The 23644-nt window shown below is 41.5% G+C and carries 19 protein-coding genes and 1 other RNA gene; 6 read left to right on the top strand and 14 right to left on the bottom strand.

Annotation, left to right across the window (positions count from 1 at the left end):
- The first annotated feature begins 13 nt into the window (after positions 1-13).
- Positions 14-120, top strand: an RNA gene (gene rprA / locus PR795_RS04415) — antisense sRNA RprA.
- 370 nt (positions 121-490) lie between these two features.
- Here rprA and ppsA read toward each other — a convergent pair.
- Positions 491-2869: a phosphoenolpyruvate synthase gene (ppsA, locus tag PR795_RS04410; protein WP_036962149.1), complete on the bottom strand. Its 2379-nt coding sequence runs from the start codon at positions 2867-2869 to the stop codon at positions 491-493.
- A 280-nt stretch (positions 2870-3149) separates the two neighbouring features.
- On the opposite strand from ppsA, the gene ppsR reads away from it, so the two are divergent.
- From ppsR to PR795_RS04390, 4 genes are all read left to right on the top strand, one after another.
- The gene (gene ppsR / locus PR795_RS04405) at positions 3150-3992 is read left to right on the top strand and encodes a posphoenolpyruvate synthetase regulatory kinase/phosphorylase PpsR (protein WP_179896531.1); all 843 of its coding nucleotides are present in this window, start codon (positions 3150-3152) and stop codon (positions 3990-3992) included.
- Between the two features lie 135 nt (positions 3993-4127).
- The gene (locus tag PR795_RS04400; RefSeq protein WP_006660098.1) at positions 4128-5177 is read left to right on the top strand and encodes a 3-deoxy-7-phosphoheptulonate synthase; all 1050 of its coding nucleotides are present in this window, start codon (positions 4128-4130) and stop codon (positions 5175-5177) included.
- A gap of 269 nt (positions 5178-5446) precedes the next feature.
- Positions 5447-7588 carry a TonB-dependent receptor domain-containing protein gene (locus PR795_RS04395; protein WP_154629834.1) on the top strand — a complete coding sequence of 714 codons (2142 nt, stop codon included), beginning with the start codon at positions 5447-5449 and terminating at the stop codon, positions 7586-7588.
- Between the two features lie 531 nt (positions 7589-8119).
- Positions 8120-8491: a helix-turn-helix domain-containing protein gene (locus PR795_RS04390; RefSeq protein WP_006659467.1), complete on the top strand. Its 372-nt coding sequence runs from the start codon at positions 8120-8122 to the stop codon at positions 8489-8491.
- Positions 8492-8576: 85 nt separating this feature from the next.
- Here the strand turns inward: PR795_RS04390 and PR795_RS04385 are convergent, their stop codons facing one another.
- The 11 genes from PR795_RS04385 to btuC form a co-directional block, all read right to left on the bottom strand.
- Positions 8577-9593 carry a lipoate--protein ligase A gene (locus tag PR795_RS04385; RefSeq protein WP_006659466.1) on the bottom strand — a complete coding sequence of 339 codons (1017 nt, stop codon included), beginning with the start codon at positions 9591-9593 and terminating at the stop codon, positions 8577-8579.
- A 74-nt stretch (positions 9594-9667) separates the two neighbouring features.
- Positions 9668-10153, bottom strand: a complete 486-nt coding sequence (locus tag PR795_RS04380; protein WP_036950443.1) for a C40 family peptidase — start codon at positions 10151-10153, stop codon at positions 9668-9670.
- A gap of 110 nt (positions 10154-10263) precedes the next feature.
- A complete protein-coding gene (gene arnF, locus PR795_RS04375) occupies positions 10264-10671 on the bottom strand; it encodes a 4-amino-4-deoxy-L-arabinose-phosphoundecaprenol flippase subunit ArnF (RefSeq protein ID WP_006659464.1) in 408 nt (135 codons plus the stop codon).
- On the bottom strand, positions 10668-11015 hold the full coding sequence (gene arnE / locus PR795_RS04370) for a 4-amino-4-deoxy-L-arabinose-phosphoundecaprenol flippase subunit ArnE (protein ID WP_006659463.1): 348 nt from the start codon (positions 11013-11015) through the stop codon (positions 10668-10670). Before arnE ends, arnF begins: the two co-directional genes overlap by 4 nt.
- A complete protein-coding gene (gene arnT / locus PR795_RS04365) occupies positions 11012-12670 on the bottom strand; it encodes a lipid IV(A) 4-amino-4-deoxy-L-arabinosyltransferase (protein WP_006659462.1) in 1659 nt (552 codons plus the stop codon). Before arnT ends, arnE begins: the two co-directional genes overlap by 4 nt.
- Before the next feature lie 7 nt (positions 12671-12677).
- A complete protein-coding gene (arnD, locus tag PR795_RS04360) occupies positions 12678-13571 on the bottom strand; it encodes a 4-deoxy-4-formamido-L-arabinose-phosphoundecaprenol deformylase (RefSeq protein ID WP_006659461.1) in 894 nt (297 codons plus the stop codon).
- Positions 13571-15556, bottom strand: coding sequence for a bifunctional UDP-4-amino-4-deoxy-L-arabinose formyltransferase/UDP-glucuronic acid oxidase ArnA (arnA, locus tag PR795_RS04355; protein ID WP_036978035.1), 1986 nt, complete (start codon positions 15554-15556; stop codon positions 13571-13573). Before arnA ends, arnD begins: the two co-directional genes overlap by 1 nt.
- Positions 15556-16548: an undecaprenyl-phosphate 4-deoxy-4-formamido-L-arabinose transferase gene (gene arnC / locus PR795_RS04350; protein ID WP_006659459.1), complete on the bottom strand. Its 993-nt coding sequence runs from the start codon at positions 16546-16548 to the stop codon at positions 15556-15558. Before arnC ends, arnA begins: the two co-directional genes overlap by 1 nt.
- Entirely contained in the window at positions 16548-17693 is a 1146-nt protein-coding gene (gene arnB, locus PR795_RS04345) for a UDP-4-amino-4-deoxy-L-arabinose aminotransferase (protein WP_006659458.1), read from the bottom strand. The genes arnC and arnB overlap by 1 nt, the downstream gene beginning before the upstream one ends.
- A gap of 125 nt (positions 17694-17818) precedes the next feature.
- Complete coding sequence (locus PR795_RS04340; protein ID WP_006659457.1) at positions 17819-18586, bottom strand: vitamin B12 ABC transporter ATP-binding protein BtuD; 768 nt, start codon at positions 18584-18586, stop codon at positions 17819-17821.
- Between the two features lies 1 nt (position 18587).
- A complete protein-coding gene (gene btuC / locus PR795_RS04335) occupies positions 18588-19592 on the bottom strand; it encodes a vitamin B12 ABC transporter permease BtuC (protein ID WP_181480781.1) in 1005 nt (334 codons plus the stop codon).
- Between the two features lie 118 nt (positions 19593-19710).
- On the opposite strand from btuC, the gene PR795_RS04330 reads away from it, so the two are divergent.
- Positions 19711-20868 carry a RhoGAP domain-containing protein gene (locus PR795_RS04330; protein ID WP_181480780.1) on the top strand — a complete coding sequence of 386 codons (1158 nt, stop codon included), beginning with the start codon at positions 19711-19713 and terminating at the stop codon, positions 20866-20868.
- A 75-nt stretch (positions 20869-20943) separates the two neighbouring features.
- Here PR795_RS04330 and ihfA read toward each other — a convergent pair whose 3' ends face one another.
- Positions 20944-21240 carry an integration host factor subunit alpha gene (ihfA, locus tag PR795_RS04325; protein WP_006659454.1) on the bottom strand — a complete coding sequence of 99 codons (297 nt, stop codon included), beginning with the start codon at positions 21238-21240 and terminating at the stop codon, positions 20944-20946.
- 4 nt (positions 21241-21244) lie between these two features.
- Entirely contained in the window at positions 21245-23632 is a 2388-nt protein-coding gene (gene pheT / locus PR795_RS04320) for a phenylalanine--tRNA ligase subunit beta (RefSeq protein WP_181480779.1), read from the bottom strand.
- Positions 23633-23644 lie beyond the last annotated feature (12 nt).

The raw sequence follows: 23644 nt of genomic DNA, 5'->3' as shown, positions 1-23644 counted from the left end.
CGTTAATATCTCTTCGATAATGAATTAATAAGTTGCGTTATTTAATTTCCAACGTGACTTACTTAGCCGAATTGCTGTGTGTAGTCTTTGCCTGTCAGCCCATGATAGGCTTTTTTTTTATCTTTACTCTCCCAGTGCTTACTCCCATCTGCGTCACAGTCATGTCCAGACCTATATCAACAATATAATATTCTTATTACTCTCCTTATACGTAATTACGCATAATTAGAGTAATGGATTTAATGGAGTTAATGGTTTTTATTAATTCAATGGTATTATATTTAACATTGATAATGAATAAAGCGTGAGACTGTAGTTTTATTTTGCTGAAATTCTGAATAATATATTATGAATATTTACGTAAATTAAACTTATATTTTGTTTAATACGGATGAGTTGATGAAAGCGTTATATATATAAATAAAGGTCGGTAAATAGTTATTATTTACCGACCTTTTTATAATTGCCCATCTAAAAATGAATAATCAACCTATTGATTTTCTGCGATTGTCACCCAAGTTTGCACAACAGTATCTGGATTCAAAGATAGGCTATCAATGCCTTCATCCACCAGCCATTGAGCGAAATCTTGATGGTCTGAAGGACCTTGACCACAGATACCAACATACTTGTTCTGACGCTTAGCCGCTTTGATTGCCATCGACAACATCGCTTTCACTGCATCATTACGTTCATCAAACAATTCAGATACAACACCAGAATCTCTATCAAGACCAAGCGTTAACTGAGTCATGTCATTTGAACCAATGGAGAAACCATCAAAATGCTCAAGGAATTGGTCTGCTAATAGTGCGTTGGATGGGATCTCACACATCATAATAAGCTTGAGACCATTTTCGCCGCGTTTCAAATCATGCTTAGCTAATTCAGCCACAACAGACTCAGCTTGTGCGACAGTACGAACGAATGGAATCATGACTTCAACGTTAGTCAGTCCCATCGTGTTACGGACACGTTTAACCGCTTCACATTCTAATGCAAAACAATCACTGAATTTTTCAGAGACATAACGCCCAGCACCGCGGAAGCCCAACATTGGGTTCTCTTCCTTCGGTTCATACTTATCGCCACCGACTAAATTCGCATATTCATTGGATTTAAAGTCAGATAAACGAACGATAACGCGTTTAGGCCAGAATGCCGCAGCCAGTGTTGAAATGCCTTCAGTTAGCTTACTAACATAGAATTCCACTGGGTCATCATAGCCAGCCATCATATTACGGATTTCGGCTTGCAGCTCAGGAGTTTGCTCATCGAATTCGAGCAGCGCTCTTGGATGCACACCAATCATCCGGTTAATGATAAATTCAAGTCTTGCTAAGCCTACGCCTTCATTCGGTAAACAAGCAAAGTCAAATGCACGGTCAGGATTACCCACGTTCATCATGATTTTCACATTTAAACTTGGCATATCTTTAACTTGAGAGCTTTGAACTTCAAACTGTAGCTTTCCGTCATAGACAAAACCGGTATCCCCTTCAGCACAAGAAACCGTGACTTCTTGATTTTCTTTCAGAGTATCCGTTGCATCGCCACAACCGACAACTGCGGGAATGCCCAGTTCACGAGCGATAATTGCTGCGTGACAAGTACGTCCACCACGGTTTGTCACGATGGCGGCAGCTTTTTTCATGATCGGTTCCCAATCAGGGTCCGTCATGTCTGTCACTAACACATCTCCTGGTTGAATGCGATCCATTTCACTTAAGTTATGGATGACTTTCACCGTTCCTGCGCCAATACGATGACCGATAGCACGGCCTTCAACTAAAACCTGCCCTTGGTCTTTCAGTTGGTAGCGTTCCATAACCTGCTGGTTAGAACGAACGGTTTCAGGACGCGCTTGGACAATATACAGACGACCATTATGACCATCTTTTGCCCATTCGATATCCATTGGACGACCGTAATGTTTTTCAATCTGTAACGCTTGGCGAGCTAGCTCTTCCACTTCGAGGTCAGTTAAAGAGAAACGATTGCGTAGTGCTTCTGGCACATCTTCAATCTTCACTTGCTTACCGTGCTCTTTACTGTCCGCGTAAACCATCTGCAACTTCTTAGAGCCTAAAGTACGGCGTACAATTGCAGGCTTATTGTTTTTCAGCGTTGGTTTATGCACATAGAATTCATCTGGGTTTACCGCACCCTGGACAACCATCTCGCCAAGACCATAAGCCGAGGTGATAAAGACGACTTGGTCAAAACCAGATTCAGTATCGATAGTAAACATAACACCGGAAGAAGCGAGGTCAGAACGCACCATTCTTTGTACCCCCGCAGACAGTGCAACGCCACGATGATCGTAACCTTGGTGTACACGATAAGAAATAGCACGGTCATTAAACAGCGACGCAAACACATGTTTAATAGCAACCAAAACCGCTTCAATCCCTTGAACGTTAAGGAATGTCTCTTGCTGCCCAGCAAATGAGGCATCCGGCATATCTTCAGCGGTTGCTGATGAGCGAACAGCAAATGACGCTTCGGCTTCACCTTCAGAAAGCTGGAGGAATGCGTCACGAATATCCTTCTCTAATGCTGGCGTCAATGGTGTATCAATAACCCATTGACGGATCTGAGCACCGGCTACCGCCAGTTGGTTCACATCATCAATATCCGTTTCATCTAGCAGGTTGTAAATACGCTGATTTACACCGCTCTGCTCCAGAAAATCATTAAACGCCTGTGCGGTTGTCGCAAAACCGTTTGGTACGGATACACCAAGATCGGACAAGTTGGTAATCATTTCACCGAGAGAAGCATTTTTGCCTCCAACACGGTCAACATCATTCATCCCTAATTGGTTATACCAAAGTACATTACACGGAGTAAGGCCATTTGTGGACATTGAAAGCGATCCTTTTATAGCAATTTAGTGACAGACAACAAATCGTAAAAAATCTCGTTGGCGAATAATCGCCGCGGGAATAGACTAGCACAGACGTTATGGGAAGATGGACTGGTGAATCGTTCCATCAATTAATAAAAATTTTTTGTTCTAAAAATTGTTCAAAATTTGGCTATACTTCCCCCACAAATTATTTTTTGACGTTTATTCACTAACAATATTTTTCAAAACTCAGAAAAAACACGATAAAAAGAAGCTATTTATGAGCGAATTAAATTCTATGAGTAAAAGTGCCAGCCAAGTCCAGCGTACCGTTTTTTTCATCTCCGATGGCACCGCGATTACCGCTGAAACGTTAGGGCACGCTGTCTTATCTCAGTTCCCTTTATCCTTTATTTCTTACACGTTGCCGTTCGTCACCAATCAAGCCCGTGCCCTTGAAATTAAGCAAAAAATCGATGCCATCTACGTGGAGACGAACCTTCGTCCTTTAGTGTTCTATTCAATCATTTCGCCAGAAGTCAAAGAGATCATCACCCAAAGTGCAGGTTTTTGTCAGGATATTGTCCAAAGTCTTGTTGCCCCAATCCAACGAGAAGTGGGATTAGAGCCTGAGCCTAAATTGAATCGTACTCATGGATTATCCATGCAAAATATGAATCAATATGACGCTCGCATTGCCGCCATTGAATATACTCTCGCACATGATGATGGAATTTCACTGCGCAACCTTGAGCAAGCCCAAGTGATCTTAATTGGTGTATCACGCTGTGGGAAAACACCCACCAGCTTATACTTAGCGATGCAGTTTGGTATTCAAGCCGCTAACTATCCCTTCACGGCTGATGATATGGACAATTTACAACTACCCGCAGCATTGCGTCCATATACTCACAAATTATTTGGATTAACCATCAGCCCTGAACGACTCGCGGCTATTCGTGAAGAACGACGAGAAAACAGCCGTTATGCGTCACTCCGCCAATGTCGTATTGAAATTGCAGAAGTAGAAGCTCTATTTAGACAGAATAAAATCAATTACTTAAATACGACGAACTATTCCGTTGAAGAAATTTCAGCCAAAGTGATCGATACGATGGGATTACAGCGCCGTATTTTTTAATAAAATTAATTATAAAAAATTATTCATTCACCCTAGTTGATGGTTTGAATTTGAGCCACTTTCGTTTATTGTGACATTAGTCACTAATACGGCAGGACAAAATGGTTCAGCCGAGTACCAGTTTTGAGAAACGAAATGCAAAAAACAGATGAGTTACGCACTCAGCGAGTGGACAGTTTAATTACGCCACAAGCGCTCGCTGAGGAATTTCCTATATCCCAAGCAATTGCCGAAAACGTGACAGCGTCACGTAAAAGAATTGAAAAGATCTTATCCGGTGAAGACCCTCGTTTATTGGTCATCGTAGGTCCGTGCTCTATTCATGATATTGATGCTGCTATTGAATATGCGAATAAGCTCAATGTGCTACGCCAAAAATATCAAGATCGCTTAGAAATTGTCATGCGCACCTATTTTGAAAAGCCTCGCACCGTTGTAGGTTGGAAAGGTTTAATCTCTGATCCACACCTCGATAATTCATGCCAAGTGAATACAGGGATTCGATTAGCCCGTAAGCTTTTGATTGAAGTTAACCAATTAGGGTTAGCAACCGCCACTGAATTTTTGGATATGGTGACCGGACAATACATTGCTGACTTGATTAGCTGGGGTGCTATCGGCGCAAGAACAACAGAAAGCCAAATTCACCGCGAAATGGCGTCTGCACTCTCCTGCCCTGTAGGCTTTAAAAATGGAACTGATGGCAATATTAATATTGCCATTGATGCCATCCGTGCCGCTAAAGCACAACATATGTTTTTATCTCCAGATAAAAACGGGCAAATGACTATCTACCAAACTCGCGGTAACCCTCATGGGCATATCATTATGCGCGGTGGTAAAAAACCTAACTACGAAGCGCAATACATTTCACAAGCCTGTGAAAAGTTAAATGAGTTCGGTTTGGCTGAGCATTTAGTCGTCGACTTTAGCCATGGGAATTGCCAAAAGATCCATCGCCGTCAATTAGATGTCGCGCAAGACATCGCACAACAAATAAAGCAAGGCTCCAAAGCAATTAGCGGTGTCATGGCTGAAAGCTTCTTAAAAGAAGGTAATCAAAAGATTTGTGCAGATCAGCCTTTAGTCTATGGTCAGTCAATTACCGACCCATGTTTGGGTTGGGAAGATACAGAACAATTGATTGAAATTCTGGCTGACGCCGTTAATTCCCGTTTTAAGTAACTCGTCATTGAATTGCTCCCTCAGTGCTTTAGATGCCTTTTTAATCTAAAGCACGCTTCTCTATCTCCCCCTCAAATACATCTCAGTAAACCAATTTCACCATCAATATAATTATCTGATTATTTACTATTTTTCATTATTATTATCCAGAAAACACTTGATACTACCACTTTATTAACGATAATGATTATCGTTTTAATTATGAGCTACCCATAAATAGTTTTCTTATTTAGGCAACTAGCACTCTATTAACCAGGAAAGGATTTCCGATGGCGTTTATCATGACATGCGCATCAAGACAAGATGCTCCTCGCACCAAGATATTTTCTTTATCAACATTAACAGTTGCTCTTGCAATGACCGGTTTTAGTACAACAAGCCTAGCAACCAAGGATGTAATCTACGTCACAACCCCTCCACTAAATAGCGAAAAATTTGCTGTTGCAGAACAATTTGAAGTGATTGACGCAACTGCACCTGAACAACAAACTGCGTCATCTGCCCTTGATTTATTAAAAGGACAAGCGGGTATTTTTGTGACTGGGGCGGGTAGTACCTATGGACAATCCGTACAAATGCGCGGATATGACTCTCGTGGTGTAAAAATCATGGTCGATAATGTCACCCATGATTTTAACTCCGGTCTATTTGATGCCACATTAATTGATCCTTCATTAATCAGTAAAGCGTACGTACATAAAGGCTCATCCTCAGTGCAACATGGCAGTGGTGCAATGGGCGGTGTTATCTCGCTAAAAACACTCAGTGCTTCTGAGGTCTTGGAGCCTGAACAGCGACTTGGCGGACGTTTATTTAGCGGAATAAATCGTAATGATCATGGTTATTATGCAGGAGGAACATTGCTTGGGCGTAGTGATTCTGTGGATGCCTTATTCAGTTATAGCCAACGTAAAAAATATTTAGTGTCATCAATTGAATCGGTTCCTTTTGATAACCAAGAAAAAATTCACAATTGGATGTTTAAAACCGTCTGGATGGCTAATCCCGCATATCATGTTGGTTTACAGTTAAGGGAATACCGTAATGACGGTTTGAGTTTGAGACAACCTGCACTCATTAATACCCAAAAAAACATGTTCAAGAATACCCCGACTGAACGTCATGCACATCAGCGCGATATTCTAATCAATCAAATATTTAAGCCTGAAAATAGATTTCAATGGGAGGCTGAGTGGGATATTTATTACACCGACCTAAGCTTAAACCAACTCGACCTAGTTAAAGCTCAAAAAAAACCAACCGAATATGGTAATGAAAGGCGTAACCAATATACCTATGGTTCTAAGTTTTCAAATCACTTTACACTGCCTGTATCAAACTGGGCATTCAGTCGTATTCAAAGCGGTATTGAACATTACCAACAAGCGCAAACGTCGAATGAATATGCTATCAGCTACCCGCCGACTGAGTTGTCAAATACCTCCGGCTGGCTGAATAATGACTTCACATTCGCTCACATCCCTGTGACATTATCAGCAGGAACGCGGTTTACTCAATATCATGTCAACCGAGAAGGTTTTGCAAAAAATAAACATACTAATTGGTCTTCTCGCGTTGCTATCAGTGCAACACCAACCCATTGGTTGAGCCTTCACTCTTCCTATGCAGAAGGTTATCGCACGCCAAGAATGGCTGAGCTGTATAATAATTCACTTCACTTTTCCACGCCGTTTAGCGGTTCTTCCATCTTTAAAACGTCCCCTGATTTAAAGCCAGAAACTAATAAAACTGCAGAGGCAGGGTTAAAGCTGAGTTTTGATGATTTCGTGGTAACAGGCGATACACTCAGCTTTGGATCAACCTACTTCCATACAAAAGCGCGTAATTATATTGCAATGAATAGCCAATATAAGCGGAAAATTGGGCCAGACCTCTATTATGTTTGGTTCCCTGAAACCATTTATTACATCAATGTGCCTTCCGCAACAATTACTGGATTCGATAGTTTTGTTCACTATCAATCCCAATGGTTTGATTTAAGCTTTAATCATAATCTGACCACAGCTAAAGAAGATTTAGAAAATCACGCGCTATCCTCCATTCGCCCTGAATCACTGATAATCAAATTCAATGCACCAGTATCAAATACAGGGATCAACGTTGGGTGGAGTGGCGAATTTGCTGCAAGAACGAAAATAACAGGCGACAGCACCCATAAACTGCCTGATAGAAAAAACTCGAAAGATTTGGATCGCTATCGTCGAGAAATATTCCAACAAGCAGGCTATGGTATTCATGACTTTTACATTAACTACCAAGCCGATCAATTCGTGAAAGGACTAAATACCACCCTAACGCTAAAAAATGCCTTTGATAAAGAATATGTTTCCTCCATTGGGGTACCACAGGAAGGGCGTAACGTTTATTGGAACGTCAACTATCGCTGGTAATTCACACATAAGTCATTATTGAACAAGTAGGCTCATTTCTCTGACTCATTGAATTTACGGATAAATGAGCCTGCTATATTACTATTTTTGTGTCTGCCAAAACTGATAAAATCAATGGCTTCTACTCCATAAGAAGAACACAATTTACTTCGGAATTTCCTGTCAATTGTTATACCCTACTCGTCAATTTGTTCATTATTAAACCAAATAAAAATTCAATAATTTACTTGGTTAATAAAATCGAACAGTATCAACAATAAAATTGAATGAGTATCTAGCCCCTTCCAAAAGCACACCTTTAATTTCATTAATTTAAATATATCTTATTGTATTTAATGATATTTTAACATTCATTTGTGTATGTTTAGTTTTTCGCATTTTAATAGAAACTATCGTAGCAATAGCTATTCTCATTCAAAAACCGCACGATTAGCCTATCGATATATCGGAAAAAAAGGAAGAATAGACCATAATTTCATGAGTTATTATTAGTTATTAATGAACAATAGCCTACTAGAGTAGGAGGTAGATATGTCAGAAAGTGTAGTCAATGAAATTGTTAGATGGCTTGAAAGCCAATTACAACGCAATGAAGGCATCAAAATCGATACTATCGCAGATAAAAGTGGGTATTCGAAATGGCATTTGCAGCGCGTCTTTAAAGAGCTTAAAGGATGTACTCTTGGTGAATATGTCCGTAAACGTCGCCTGCTAGAAGCTGCTAAATCATTACGTGAAGGCAACTTACCTATTCTAGACATTGCGCTACAATATGGCTTTAGTTCACAAGCAACATTTACACGCATATTCAAAAAACACTTTGATACTACGCCTGCAAAATTCCGTCAAGTAGGTGAATTACCAGAATGCAAAACCTTTATGACCTGCAATTGTCATCATTAATAGTACATTAGATTTTCGTTACACCCTCAAACACCCATTCCAACGAAATCTATATTTTGAGCCGATACACTAATCGGCTCTTTTTTTATCTCAGTTCGTTAACTAACCAGCCTTCTAAATCAGCAAACTGCTCAATCAATGCTGGCCACCGTGTTTTCATTTGTGCCATTAACTGGTGGATAGTGTCTATCTGATACGTTTGCCCAACAAATTGTTCGCTCAACCATTCTAGCGGCGATGGATCTAAGCTATCCGTAAAAAATTGGCAGCGAGTGATCACCCCTTTTTCGATATCAAAATGAAACTCGATACCTCCCCATGGGAAACGAGTATCCGCCATATGACTAAAAGCTGGCGCTTGCCCAAAGTTCCATTCCCAACTACTTTGCTTTGCAAATGTCTCCGCAAAATTAGGTAAGTCAGGGAGTTTCTCCGGTGAAATATATTCAGCTTCGACGGTTTCACCATAATAACTAAAGAAGCTATTTATGATCCCTTCACACACTTTTTCATGAGAAATATCAGGGACTAATTCATTTAGATTGGCAACACGAGAACGAACTGATGTGATCCCTTTAGCTTGCAGCTTTTTAGGATCTGGATTGAGGTAGTTTGCTAAGCGACTTAAATCTGTATTAATGAGCAAGGTACCGTGGTGAAAACCGCGATCTTTGGTTTCACGGTAAGCTGAACCTGAAATTTTTCGCGGACCATTTTCTGTTTCGAGAACCAAGTCATTACGCCCAGAAATTTCAGCGTGAATCCCCACGTTAGCAAGACCATTCACAATAATTTGGGTTGAGATAGTCTTATCATATTCAGGCTTACCTGCCATAAAGGTAAAGCAGGTATTGCCTAAATCTTGAAATACAGCCCCACCACCACTGCTACGACGCGCTAATCGAACATTATCTTGTTCCATTTTACGCGTGTTGCATTCTTTCCACGGATTTTGAGCGCGTCCGATAACCACAGTATCCGCATTCCGCCAAAGAAACATAACACGCTGATCAGCTGACATTTGACGAAAAATAGTTTCTTCAACCGCTAAGTTAAACCATGGGTCGAAGGATTCTGAGATAAATAAACGTAATGTAGACATTCGGCTACCCTAAAAACAAAACTTGCTCTTAAGATAGCATAATCACTGAAGAATTAATGGAGAATGAAGCGAAATTAGATACGGCGCGCTTGCCAAAACACTTTTCGCCAATAACTATTGTCCATTGATGAGCGCATAACGCCTTTGCTGGTAGAAGCATGGATAAACGTGTTGTCTGTATCATAAATTCCTACATGCAAACCGTTCTCTCCTGACCCTGTTTTGAAAAACACAAGGTCGCCAGGCATTAAATCTGATTTATCAATACGGGTGCCTAAGCGAGTTTGGTCAACCGTCGTGCGCGGAACCTCAATAGCAAAGCGATCACTAAAAGTACGATAGACAAACCCTGAGCAATCAACGCCATTTTGGCTCATTCCGCCATAGTGATACGGTGTGCCATACCATTGACTTAATTGATCTTTAAGTTGAGCGATCGTCATTATAGGGTCTGACAATTGGGTTTTCATTGGCGGTGCTGACGTCCGTTTTACGGATGAAGAGCAGCCAATCAACACGAGGCAACACAGCAATGGTAGGTATTTGAGATTCACTATCATAGCGTACCTTATAGATAACCCATGAATAATCACCTTAAGTGATATCTTTATACGCGAGACTATAATGTACAATGCGTGAAAAATAAACACTTAAGGCTAATTATCTGGAACTATTCCGCTTTTTTAGTTAACTGCTTGGAAGGGCGGCTAATCAGCCATACACCTAATAAGATAAATGCAATTCCTGCTGCTTTTAACCCTGTTGCTGGTTCATTAAACCATGGCAGCACTACCGCCAGTATATAGACAAATACATAGCTTAAACTGATCAGCGGATAGGCTTTATTTAATGCGATATATTTCAACGCAAATAGCCAACACAACATCGATAATGCATAACAAACTAGCCCAACAAAAATAATCCCTAAGCTTACCGCATTAGCCATCAGCCATTCTCGCTGTAGCCAGTGCCACCCTAAGGAAAAAGAAGGGAGTTCGACAACGCCGGCTTTTAAACTCAGTTGAGCGACAGTCACTAATAACGCACTACCAAGCACCCATAAGTAGCCTTTATTCATACGCTTATACTCATTAGTAATATCCCTACCATGATAGAAACAACCCCAAGCCAATGATTCAACCCAGTTTGCTCATGGTAGACAAATTGCCCTATCAGCGTGACTAACACAAAATTAATGCTGAGCATCGGATAAGCAATACTTAATGGCATCGTCTCCAATAACTTAAGCCAAAACAACATGCCCAGACCCAGCATAAAAACAGCCAGCACCAGCCAACGAATGGCGGATGCGGCTTTGTTCTGTTTTTCGCCTTGCCAAGTCACTACCGCTTGCTTTTGGGCAATTTGCCCCACACAAGTCAGAATACTGACAAGGAGTAATAAAAATAATTGCGCTATCATTGTTTATGATAAACCACTATCGCCATGCGAGAATTTTTGATCACTTCATCCGGTTTCGGAATATCTGGCAATCCTTCTTTCTTACCTAGCAAGAATACCACCGTAACCTGCCCTTCTTGACGAGCCTTCGCTAACCATGCGGCAAATTCATCGGGTTTTACTAAGCGATGCGCACTGTCAGGGTATTTCAAACCATAAGTCAATTCGCCACTACTGTTGTAGAGGTAAATGTTCGAATTTTTAGTTTCCCATGCCAAACCGGCTGCCACCCCAACATTACTCGCCATCAAATAGCGGCTATCCATCAGAAGGTCATGATTTTGGTGAATAAAATTCTGTGGTAATTTCGAATCAATCGTATTATTAGGTAATGCGCTACCAATGCATAAACTGACAGCTAACGAGCAAGAAGCCGCCCATAACCAATATTTGGCATTCAGCACTGTACAGAGATACCCAATGATTGCCCAAATTGAAAACGCCACAACACCCAGCACCATTTTTGACCATTCATCATGCTCATATAATGGTTTTTTGATTACACTGCTGACGATAATCACCGCGATCACCGCCGCGATTCCAAGCACTATGTTGATAATTCCATTGGCTTTCAATGCCTTCATCGTGCCATTACGTACACAGTCGACACCATATTTCGCCATTAACAGTGCCAATGGACCCATAAATGGCAGCATATAGGTTGGTAATTTTCCGCGTGAAATACTAAAGAAAATCACGGGGACCACGAACCAACATAATAAGAAGAACATATCTGGGCTTGATTTTCGCTCTTTCCACCCCTTAACCAAGGCACCAGGCAGTAAACCAGTCCACGGAATTGCACCTAGTAAAATGATAGGAATATAGTACCAAAATGGCTCAAGGTGTTGGGCATCATCAGCCGTGAAGCGTTTAATATGCTCAATCCAGAAGAAGTAATTCCAGTAGTCTGGTTCTTGTTTAGCGATGGCTAAAGCCCACGGCAAACTGATGATCACTGCAGTGATAATCGCCAGAGGACCATATTTCAGCATTTCAAGAAAACGTTTTTGATACAACGTAATAGGGAGCATCACGATAACGGGAATGGCTAAGGCTAAGAAGCCTTTGGTCATGAATGCCATTCCACAGGCTAAACCAAGTGCACTCCATGCTGCAAGTTTGGTTTTTACCTCTCGGGCTTTCATCGCCCATAAGCAGCAAAACATGCTAGCAGTAATCCATAAAGACAACATGGGATCGAGGACGCTGTAGGTTCCCACGGCAAATACGAGGAACATCGAGATATAAATGAAGCTTGCCACATATGCCACATGACTATTACGCCACATCATTTTTGCCATGCGATACACAAGCAACGTACTCAATAAAATACAGAAAACTGAACCAAAGCGAACGGCAAAGTTAGTATCACCAAAAATCATTTGGCTAATATTGTTGATCCAATACCCTGCCACTGGTTTTTCAAAATAGCGAATGTCCAGCATATACGGCACGATCCAGTCACCGCGTTGCAACATTTCGCGACTGATTTCTGCGTAACGAGTCTCATCCGGCTGCCAAAGTAAACGGCTGTTCAACGGCAACAAATAGGTCAAGACAAAAAAAAGAGCCAGCAGAGAGGCTCCTACTTTGCTCGCTCGGTTATTCAACATGGGTATTTTATTCCTCTTCTTGGCAGCCCAGCCAACCTTCTCGTCCCGGGAATGGGGCGCGAACCACTCTTCCTTTAGGAAGCATATTGATGTCTTCAGGCAACAATTCACTTAATGTACAGAATTGGATTTCTTCTTGCTTAATTCGTTCCAATAATTGTGAAAATTGTTGTGACTTTGACATTCCTTCAACTTCCGTATGGATAGTGTAAACCGGAATACCTTGGTCATCTTTTATTGCTTGAAGAATAAAATCATTAAATTCTTCATCAGTGACTACCGTGCCGACGACTTCATCGTAGGTTGGTAATGTCACCGGAATTTGAACCGTACCCAAAGAACCATCACGCAAGATAGGTCTAAATGGGAATTTTCCACGACAGTCGCTGTTGTAGTCAAAATTAAACCCTTGTTTAACTTCGAGTACACGCTCGTCACCACGCCACCCTGCTACCGCTGAACAAGTGACTCGTTGACCTGTTGCGTTGTGCAGTGCGTCGACACCCAATTTCACTTGTTCAGTGAGTTGAGCCTCGCTCCATTTAGCCACCTTAGCTTGCCACCCTTGATGATCCCACGCATGTAAGCCGACTTCATGCCCAGCGTCCAAGGTTTGTTTCATCAAATAGCCTAGATCTTTGGCGATTTTTTTACCTGGCCACGCAGTACCCGCCAGTAAAATATCTAAACCATACAAAGATGCCGCATTCGACCGTAGCATTTTCCACAGAAATTTAGGACGCAAAAGGCGCCATAAATGGCGCCCCATATTATCGGGTCCTACACTGAAGAAAAAGCTGGCCTGAATATCATGCTCTTTGAGCACTTTAAGTAATTGAGGAACCCCTTTCAATGTACCTTGATAGGTGTCCACATCGATTCTCAAGCCAACTTTTTTCATTATTTTTTGCTTTCCAGCTCTTCTACAGCACCCTGTAAGAAGAAGTCTAATGTTTCTTCAATGGTATCTTTCATATCGATAGTCGGAACCCAGTCAAGTAAACGACGTGCGTTTTCAACACTTGGTTTACGATGCTCGACGTCTTGGTAACCTTGACCATAGTAGCTAGCACTTTCGATTTCACGGAAGCCAGCAAATGGAGGGAATTTTCCACGTGCAGGGTGTTTTTCGAAGCTTTCTAACAGCATTTCCGCTAACTGACGAATACTTGCTTCGTTAGTTGGGTTACCGATGTTGATGATTTGACCATCACATTTGCCGTCTTTGTTTTCAATGATGCGGAACAGTGCTTCGATACCATCTTTGATATCTGTGAAGCAGCGTTTTTGAGCACCACCGTCAACTAACTTGATTGGTGAACCTTCAACTAAGTTCAGGATCAGCTGAGTAATCGCGCGTGAGCTACCAATACGCGCAGAGTTTAGGCTGTCTAAACGTGGTCCCATCCAGTTAAATGGACGGAATAAGGTGAATTTCAGGCCTTCTTTCGCACCGTATGCCCAGATCACTCGGTCAAGTAACTGTTTAGAAACCGAGTAAATCCAACGTTGTTTGTTGATTGGACCGACGATCAAACGAGATTCGTCTTCATCAAACTCTTTATCATCACACATACCATAAACTTCAGAAGTGGATGGGAAGATGATGCGTTTGTTGTATTTCACACAGTAACGAACAACTTTCAGGTTTTCTTCGAAGTCTAATTCGAATACACGCAGTGGGTTACGGGTATATTCGATTGGCGTCGCGATAGCAACCAGTGGCAGAATAACGTCACATTTTTTGATGTGGTACTCAATCCACTCAGTGTGGATGCTCACGTCACCTTCAATGAAGTGGAAACGTGGGTTACCAATGAAACGTTCAATCGCAGATGAGCCAATATCCATACCATAGATATCGTAGTTGTCATCTTGTAACAGACGCTCAGTTAAGTGGTTACCGATAAAGCCGTTCACACCTAAGATCAGAACACGTTTACGACGCTTAACTTGCGCAGTTGGTTTAGCACCAACGCGAACGTCAGTTACGATGCCCATTTCGTTAGCCAGGCGGTTGCCTTGCATGTACAGACCAGTTTCGCTTTGACCGCTAACGATTTCCAGTGCGCCTTGACCACATGCGATACGCAGTGGGTCGCTAGACAATACGGTACCTGCTGCTTTACCTTGGTTATCGTCTAATACACGCGCACGCCATATAATCATTTTACGCGCACCTAAATAGGTAAATGCGCCTGGGTATGGTTCTGTTACTGCACGAATCAAGCAGTTAATTTCTTTCGCGCTACGGTTCCAGTCGATTTGACCATCATCCGCACTACGGCGACCAAAGTAGCTCGCTTGGCTTTCATCTTGTGCCGTTGTTTTGTAGCTGCCTGCTTCGATTAATGGCAGGGTTTTATCCAACAGAACTTCCGCAGCTTCGCGGACTTTAGCGTGTAAAGTCAGTGCAGTATCGGTATCGGTGATAGCCACTTTCTCTTGAGCCACGATATCGCCAGCATCAGCTTTAGCAACCATCTTGTGCAACGTTACGCCTGTTTCGCTTTCGCCGTTTAACAGCGCCCAGTTGATTGGTGCACGACCACGGTATTTTGGCAGTAAAGAACCATGCAAGTTGAACGCGCCTTTCGGTGCTAATGCTAATAGTTCTTCGCTTAACATATCGCGATAGTAGAAAGAGAAAATCACATCAGGTTTCATCTCACGAATACGTTCAATCCACAGTGGGTGGTTAACGTTTTCTGGAGCGAAAACAGGAAGTTCCATATCTGCACTGACACGAGCTACAGAAGAGTAAAAGTGGTTTTCATTTGGATCATCAGTGTGAGTAAATACTGCCTGAATATCAAAACCCGCTTTCTCAAGCGCTTTTATCCCTACACAGCCAATATCATGATAGGCAAAAACAATAGCTTTCATTAGTTTTCTTCCTGATTTTTGTCGGATTTAAGGTCTGCTCCGACGACTTTTTGAATAAAATAACGAGGTCTCGCGCGCACATCATTATAGATCCTACCGATGTATTCGCCCAATAATCCCATAGCAACAAACTGCGCGCCGATAAACATAAAGAGTATCGCAAACAGTGTAAATACGCCGTCTGCAGCCCAGCTCGCGCCGAACAGTAGACGTAAAACAATTAACAGCACTGCCAGTACAAAACCACCCGCAGCGATAATGCTACCAACAACACTTAACAAACGCAGAGGTGCAGTGGTTAAGCACGTTAATAAGTCATACATTAAATTAATCAGCTTCATAAAGCTGTATTTTGAATCACCAAACTCACGCTCAGCATGCGCTACATCAATTTCAATGGTTCTACGTGCAAAAGTATTCGCTAAAATAGGAATAAATGTACTGCGTTCATGACATTGGAGCATGGCTTCAATAATATGTCGACGATAAGCACGCAACATACAACCATAGTCACCCATTGAACGACCTGTTGCTTTGGTGATCATCGCATTGATCATTTTTGATGCAGTTTTACGGAACCAAGAGTCTTGACGATTCGCACGACGAGTGCCAACAACATCATAGCCTTGAGACGCGGTTTGCACTAAACGCGGGATTTCTTCCGGTGGGTTCTGTAAGTCGGCATCAAGAGTGATGACTAAGTCACCATCAGCTTGATTGAAACCCGCCATAATAGCAGAGTGTTGACCATAGTTACGGTTCAAAATGATCGCAATCACATGATTATCTGGATTTTCTGCGGCTTCCACCAGCATTTTTGCTGAACGATCGCTACTCCCATCATCAACCAAAATCAGTTCATAAGACTGAGTGAGTTGTTTACAGGATTTAATCGTACGTTCTAACAATTGAGGCAAACTTTGCTCTTCGTTATAAACAGGGATTACGACTGAGACTTTTTTAATCTCATCAAATTCATCAGCTAATGACACTATTTTGACTCCAAAAGGACTGTATTAATCGCACTCACTACCCGTTCAACATCGGCGTCAGTCATGTCTGGGAATAAAGGCAACGAGCAAAGTGTTGCGCTATTCCATGTTGATTCTGGTAATGACAGCTCTGGGTATTTTTCGCGGTAATATTTTTGTGTATGAGCTGCACGGAAATGTAAACCCGTACCAATATTATGCTCTTTTAACTTCTCCATAAATGTATCGCGGTCAATACCACAAACAGATTTATCAACACGCACCATAAACAAGTGGTTTGCATGCAAATGAGGGTATTCTGGCACAGATAACATCTGTAATGGAGAGTCTTTTAGTAATTCACGGTAACGAGCCGTTAATTCTGCTCGACGTTGATTTAAATACTCAACACGAGACAATTGTACGACGGCAATGGCAGCATGAATATCGGATAAGTTATACTTGAAGCCGGGCTCAACCACTTCCGCTTGCGGTTTTCGACCTTGCATCTGACGATCAAATGCATCCACACCTAAGCCGTGGAATTTCAATGCACGAACGCGCTGAGCAAGTGCATCATCATCTGTGGCGACTAAGCCACCTTCCGCACATGTCACGTTTTTAATCGCGTGGAATGAAAAAATGGCAGTCCCCTTTTCACCAATCCACTCATTCTTATAACGTGTTCCAACCGCATGAGCTGCATCTTCAATGAGGAAAACGCCCGCTTGTTGAGCAATAGCACGCAGTGCATCTAAATCGCAAGGCGCTCCCGCATAGTGCACAGGGATAATTGCCTTCGTTTTACTTGTTAAGGCTTTTTCTACTGCTTCTGGCTTAATCATTAAGGTATCACGATCAACATCAATCATGACAGGCGTTGCACCCAGCAACTCGATCATATTGATAGTGGAAACCCACGTTTGTGATGGCGTAATAACCTCATCGCCTGGACCTATGCCCAATGCCATTAAAACAACATGCATGCCAGCTGTCGCCGATGCAAGTGCAATTGCATGCTTGCAACCATAGCGCTTACAGAAATCTTCTTCTAATTGATGATTCTGTGGACCCGTGGTAATCCAGCCTGAACGCAGAACGTTTTCTACTGCCTTAACCTCTTCATCCCCGATTGCTGGTTTTGAAAACGGAAGGAAATTGCTCATATTGTTTGTAGCCTAATTTCATTATGAATAGGATATTCTAGTTAAATTTACTTTAACCGAACCTCAACACCAGTCATCATTACTGCAATAAATTGCCGTGATACGGGCAATAAGAACACGATTAGCTAATTAGTATGATTAATAATTTGCCATACTTTCTCTGATGAGCTTTGGCTGAGTTTTATATCAGCCATAAATACTTCTGACAAATGACTTTCTGTCATTACATCGTCAGGCTCACCTGCATAGATAATTGCACCTTTCTTAATCATCCAAATTCGACTTGCATTTTTATATGAATGACTAAGATTATGTCCACTCATTATAACTGTTCCTGCGCAATGACAAAAACATTTCACCCATTTATCTAGCATTCCTTGCTGAATAATATCTAAATTGTTTATTGGTTCATCAAATAAGATTATTTTTCCGCTCAAACAATCCTGATCCCAAACCTGCAAAAATACAGCAACAATCCGAATTCGCTGCCATTCTCCACCAGATAATTGATTAATTGGCTTAGACAATAATGACGTAAGTTGGAAATCAGAACATATTTCACTAAAAATAACCGGTGGAATTAATTTCTGTCCAATAAACAAAGTTAAGTATTGAAATACTTTTAGGCTTGGTAAAGTGCTTGCTTGCTGTGTTAAATAAGCTCGATACGTTGAAAGCGCTTGAACAGTATAATTTTCTAAATTCAGGTTATTGAGAAGAATCGTTCCTGTATAGGTGATGCAACCACTCAGAGCGGCTAACAATGTGCTTTTTCCTGCACCATTCGCACCTAAGAGGTGTATTTGCTCGCCAGCAGAAACACATTGGCTAATCCCAGATAACCGATGTTCCACCTTTAAATTTTGAGTTTCAATCACCCATGTTTTATTCATATCATTGCCGCCAAGCGTGATTTTTGACTAATAAATAGATAAAAACCGGTGCACCTAAAGTTGCCGTAATCACCCCTATCGGAATTTCCGCATTGTCTATCAATAACCGAGACAACAAATCTGCAATTAATAAACATAGCGCACCAGCGACTGCACAAGCAGGTAATAAAAAGCGGTTATCCGTTATACCGCTTAGCCTTAATATATGCGGGATAACCAACCCAATAAAACTAATGGCACCCGCCACTGCGACACTAAGCCCAATTAGTATTCCGGTAATGATAATTAATATTAACCGCCATCGATGAGTAGAAACACCCAATTGGTAAGATTGAATATCACCCAGTAATAAATAATTTAAAATTTTACCCTGTCGCATTGCCCAAAATAAGAAAGGAAGACAAGCAATAATTAACCCTATTTGACGCCAATCCACGCCGCTAAAGCTTCCCATCATCCAATACAACAATTGGCGTAAATCTAAATTGCTGCTCATATAAACCATCCACGTCATACAGGCACCACTGATCACGCCAAGAGCAACACCAACCAATAGTAGGCTAGTATTATTGATATTTTTACGGCGAGCAAAATACAAAAGAATACCAGTAAGAATCAATGCCCCCGCTATTGCACTGAAGCTCAGAACCCAATAATTAACCTCCCCTGATGAAATCAAGACGGTAAAAACCACAGCGACGCCAGCGCCATTACTGACCCCGAGTAAGCCCGGCTCTGCAAGAGGATTTTCGAATAACGCCTGCATGATCGCACCGGTAACCGCTAATGCCGCACCAATAATCACCACAGCAAACAATCTCGGCAATCGAATTTGCCAGACAAATAATTGTGCAGAATCATCCATCCATTGACTCGGCCAATACCAAACTTCTCCTGCACTGAGCGATAGTATAACAATGATAAAAAGACTCAGTAACAACAAAAAAATCAACCCCATATCAGATTGACATTGCTGTTTTTTTAATTTTTTCAAGGAAATAGTCATGACATTTACAATAATTATTTCTTGTTAAAAAACAAGCGCGTTTTATATAAGAGAGAACATAAAAAAAAATTTAAACTACTGCCAATTTTTTACTCTTAACCACTATAAGGGGCTACACATGGCACAAACTACAGTTAACCATTCTTCCAAATCGCAACTTTCTGCATATAACACAAAAGAGGTGGACCAAACTGGGGATAAGGCTAGCAGCCATTTTAAAACATCAATAAAGAAAGTAACTCAATTATTTGCTAGCTTTTTTTCTTTATTTTTTAGTAACCAAAACAAACAAGCCGACCATAAAAAAACCGTTTCAGATGAACCCTTGGTTATGATTAGCCTTCCAAACAAGGATGCATCGTCACGCACAGTTTCCTTTACAAATGAAACTTCCACAAAAAACTTACCCCATCAAGAGGAAACTATATCTAAAGCGAGCTTAACTGGAAATCCTCGAGCCGATGCTGCAAAAGCTGCTGCACTACATAAAGTCGCGCAACATAAAGCCCAGCTAGCAGAAAAAACACGAAAAAACGAAACCACTAAATTGCAACAAAGGAATGTTGAGCTCATTAATAATGATGAGCGTCTTTCTGACATAGATAGAGAGAAAAACCGTACAATTAACCTGTTAGGTTGTGCGATTCTTAAACATCAGGAATATGCAACGAGTCAAGGAATCTTTCGTACTCCAGGTACCGAAACTGACATCAATAAACTCTTTAATAAGGTAAATGACCCAAAGAATGGCCATGAGCATCTGACACAACTAGAGCACTATCCTTTAACAACATTAACCAGTACGTTTAAAAAAATAGCTGGAGAATCGCTTAGAAAAAATAACAACATTGACTTCAAATCAGATATTTCATTTGGTGATTTACAAGCGTGTGCTGATGCAGTAAAAAACAAAGAGGATGTAACTCAACAAATTAAAAGTAACGAGCAATTAAAAAATAAGACCCCTTTGATTTTAAAAAACAGTGATAACAGGATCCACCGTGCGTTGAGCCGCTTGGCACCACCGCCATTAACATTACAACTTGTTACTCGCTTTTGTGCTCTTATTTCCAATGATGAAGCATCCCATAAAATGTCCATCAGAAATTTAGCTATAATATTCGCTCCACACTTAATTAACACGAGCAACGCCTCGCAACATAATAGCCAAAACGCTCTTGCTGAGCTCGAAAAAGAAGCTGCAGCAACTCAGCTAGCAGAAAATTATCTTGCTGCGTTAATCCATCAAGAGAAAAGTACATTTCATCGTCTTTAAAAAAATGTTTTTTACTTAAAAACAAAAGACCGCCTAGGCGGTCTTTTTTATTACTCTGCTATTCAGAGAATAGGATTACTCTTTTGGGGTTGCTCTTTCCACACGGCTTTTTAATTTTTGGCCAGGGCGGAAGGTGACAACACGGCGAGCAGTAATTGGAATATCTTCCCCAGTTTTAGGGTTACGACCGGGACGTTGATTTTTATCACGTAAATCAAAGTTACCGAATCCAGATAATTTAACTTGCTCACCATTTTCTAAGGAAAGGCGAACCTCTTCAAAGAAAGTTTCAACAAGGTCTTTCGCATCACGTTTGCTAACACCTAGCTTTTCAAACAAATTTTCTGACATTTCAGCTTTAGTAAGCGCCATAAGTTTAGTCCCTCAAGGAGGCTTGGAATCGCTGTTTTAACGCAGCAACACACAGATCAACGGTCGCGGTAATCTCTTCTTCTTCCATGGTACGCTGGGTATCTTGGAAGACGAGACTGATAGCGAGGCTCTTATAACCTTCTGCTATCCCCTCACCACAATACACATCAAATAAGTTTATGCCAACTATATGATTTATGCCAACTTTTTTACATTCTGCTAAAACTTCGGCAGCTGCTACATTTTCTGGCACAACCACAGCAATGTCACGACGGTTCGACGGATAACGCGAAATCGCTTTCGCTTCTGGAATAACACGCTGTGCGATTGCATCAGTACGAACTTCAAACACGACTGTTCTACCATTTAAATCGAGTTTACGTTCTAACTCTGGGTGAACAACACCAATAAAACCAATATGTTCATTTTCCAGATAAATCCCAGCACTTTGCCCAGGATGTAATGCTGGATGAGCTTCAGATTTAAATGTAATTTGATTTAGTTTTCCAGTCAATTCAAAAACAGCTTCAAGATCACCTTTTAAATCAAAGAAGTCAACAACTTGTTTATCTAATGACCAATGTTCATCAAATTTATTGCCCGTGATCACACCCGCCAGCATGTTTTCCTGACGGATCCCATATTCTGCTTGATTATCAGGTGTAAAGCGCAGACCAGTCTCAAATAAACGAATTCTATTTTGTTGACGATTTTGATTATAGACCACCGTTCCTAATAAACCAGTCAACAACGACAAACGCATAGCAGACATGTCGGCTGAAATTGGATTTGGCAGGCTCAGCACCTCTTCTTGAGGGTGTAACAAGCTTTGAACTTTAGGATCAACAAAGCTATACGTAATCGCTTCTTGATAACCACGGTCAACCAGCATCGCTTTAATGCGTTTCAGCGGTAAATCCGCTTCTTTATGATCCGTCATGATCAAGTCAGCACGCAAAGGAACGTCAGGAATATTGTTATACCCATATACGCGAGCGACTTCTTCCACTAAATCTTCTTCGATTTGCATATCGAAGCGCCAGCTTGGAGCAACAACGTCCCAACAATCGGCGGAAACTTGTACTTGGCAACCTAAACGCGTCAAAATATCGGTGACGATATCATCCGCAATCACATGACCAATTAAACGATCTAATTTTTTACGAGTCAGTTTAATATTTGCCGCTTTTGGTAAATGTGCTTCACTAGAAACATCAATAATGTCACCAACTTCACCGCCACAAATTTCCACGATCAACGCAGTTGCACGCTCCATTGCTTTAAATTGCAACTGTGAGTCAACACCGCGTTCAAAACGATGGGATGCGTCGGTGTGCAAACCATAATTACGTGCACGACCGGTAATCGCCAGTGGTTCGAAGAATGCGCACTCTAATAAAATATTTTTAGTTTCGGCGTTAACACCAGAATGCTCACCACCAAAAATCCCCGCGATACCCAGAGCTTGAGACTCATCGGCAATCACCAGAGTATCCGATTTCAAAGTAGCTTCAGTTCCATCTAGCAGAACCAGCTTCTCTTCATCTTTTGCCATACGGACAATGATAGAACCGTTTAAACGGTCTAAGTCGTAAGCATGTTGTGGTTGACCTAATTCCAGCAGAACATAGTTTGTAATATCCACAACTGCATCAATAGAACGAACACCGCCACGACGTAACTTTTCTTTCATCCACATTGGTGTCGGCGCGCTAACATCGATATTCTTGATAACACGACCTAAGAAACGTGGGCATGCCGCAGGCGCTTCAACACGGATAGGGAAAGTCTCTTTAATGGTGCTAGCAACCGGAGTGATCGCAGGTTCAACTAAATCTAATTTGTTGATCACCGCAACATCACGTGCCACACCTAAAATACTTAAACAGTCAGCACGGTTTGGAGTAATACTGATTTCAATTGCATGATCATCTAATTTTAGATACTCACGAATATCAGTACCAATAGCAGCATCTTGTGGCAATTCAATAATACCGCTGTGATCATCAGAAATACCCAGCTCAGAATAAGAGCACAGCATTCCTTCAGATGGCTCGCCACGTAATTTGGCTGCTTTAATTTTGAAATCGCCTGGCAATATCGCACCGACCGTTGCAACAGCAACACGTAAGCCTTGACGGCAATTTGGTGCACCACAAACGATATCTAATAAACGATCGCCACCTACGTTGACTTTGGTGACACGAAGTTTGTCGGCATTAGGATGCTGTCCGCATTCAACAACTTCCCCTACAACTACACCGTGAAATTGCCCTGCGACAGTTTCAACACCATCAACTTCCAGACCAGCCATCGTGATTTGGTCTGATAATTCTTCACTACTTACCGCCGGGTTCACCCATTCGCGTAACCATAGTTCACTGAATTTCATGAGATAGACCCG

The sequence above is a fragment of the Providencia sp. PROV209 genome (assembly GCF_028479485.1).
Classification (GTDB): Bacteria; Pseudomonadota; Gammaproteobacteria; order Enterobacterales; family Enterobacteriaceae; genus Providencia; species Providencia alcalifaciens.
The sequence above is the reverse complement of the archived record's forward strand: the minus strand, read 5'-3'. Positions and strand labels throughout refer to the sequence as shown.

What these genes read in the sequence shown, in the direction of transcription:
- ppsA (WP_036962149.1), bottom strand. Translation starts at nt 2,869, where the DNA reads ATGTCCACAAATGGCCTTACTCCGTGTAATGTACTTTGGTATAACCAA.
- ppsR (WP_179896531.1), top strand. Translation starts at nt 3,150, where the DNA reads ATGAGTAAAAGTGCCAGCCAAGTCCAGCGTACCGTTTTTTTCATCTCC.
- PR795_RS04400 (WP_006660098.1), top strand. Translation starts at nt 4,128, where the DNA reads ATGCAAAAAACAGATGAGTTACGCACTCAGCGAGTGGACAGTTTAATT.
- PR795_RS04395 (WP_154629834.1), top strand. Translation starts at nt 5,447, where the DNA reads ATGGCGTTTATCATGACATGCGCATCAAGACAAGATGCTCCTCGCACC.
- PR795_RS04390 (WP_006659467.1), top strand. Translation starts at nt 8,120, where the DNA reads ATGTCAGAAAGTGTAGTCAATGAAATTGTTAGATGGCTTGAAAGCCAA.
- PR795_RS04385 (WP_006659466.1), bottom strand. Translation starts at nt 9,593, where the DNA reads ATGTCTACATTACGTTTATTTATCTCAGAATCCTTCGACCCATGGTTT.
- PR795_RS04380 (WP_036950443.1), bottom strand. Translation starts at nt 10,153, where the DNA reads ATGATAGTGAATCTCAAATACCTACCATTGCTGTGTTGCCTCGTGTTG.
- arnF (WP_006659464.1), bottom strand. Translation starts at nt 10,671, where the DNA reads ATGAATAAAGGCTACTTATGGGTGCTTGGTAGTGCGTTATTAGTGACT.
- arnE (WP_006659463.1), bottom strand. Translation starts at nt 11,015, where the DNA reads ATGATAGCGCAATTATTTTTATTACTCCTTGTCAGTATTCTGACTTGT.
- arnT (WP_006659462.1), bottom strand. Translation starts at nt 12,670, where the DNA reads ATGTTGAATAACCGAGCGAGCAAAGTAGGAGCCTCTCTGCTGGCTCTT.
- arnD (WP_006659461.1), bottom strand. Translation starts at nt 13,571, where the DNA reads ATGAAAAAAGTTGGCTTGAGAATCGATGTGGACACCTATCAAGGTACA.
- arnA (WP_036978035.1), bottom strand. Translation starts at nt 15,556, where the DNA reads ATGAAAGCTATTGTTTTTGCCTATCATGATATTGGCTGTGTAGGGATA.
- arnB (WP_006659458.1), bottom strand. Translation starts at nt 17,693, where the DNA reads ATGAGCAATTTCCTTCCGTTTTCAAAACCAGCAATCGGGGATGAAGAG.
- PR795_RS04340 (WP_006659457.1), bottom strand. Translation starts at nt 18,586, where the DNA reads ATGAATAAAACATGGGTGATTGAAACTCAAAATTTAAAGGTGGAACAT.
- btuC (WP_181480781.1), bottom strand. Translation starts at nt 19,592, where the DNA reads ATGACTATTTCCTTGAAAAAATTAAAAAAACAGCAATGTCAATCTGAT.
- PR795_RS04330 (WP_181480780.1), top strand. Translation starts at nt 19,711, where the DNA reads ATGGCACAAACTACAGTTAACCATTCTTCCAAATCGCAACTTTCTGCA.
- ihfA (WP_006659454.1), bottom strand. Translation starts at nt 21,240, where the DNA reads ATGGCGCTTACTAAAGCTGAAATGTCAGAAAATTTGTTTGAAAAGCTA.
- pheT (WP_181480779.1), bottom strand. Translation starts at nt 23,632, where the DNA reads ATGAAATTCAGTGAACTATGGTTACGCGAATGGGTGAACCCGGCGGTA.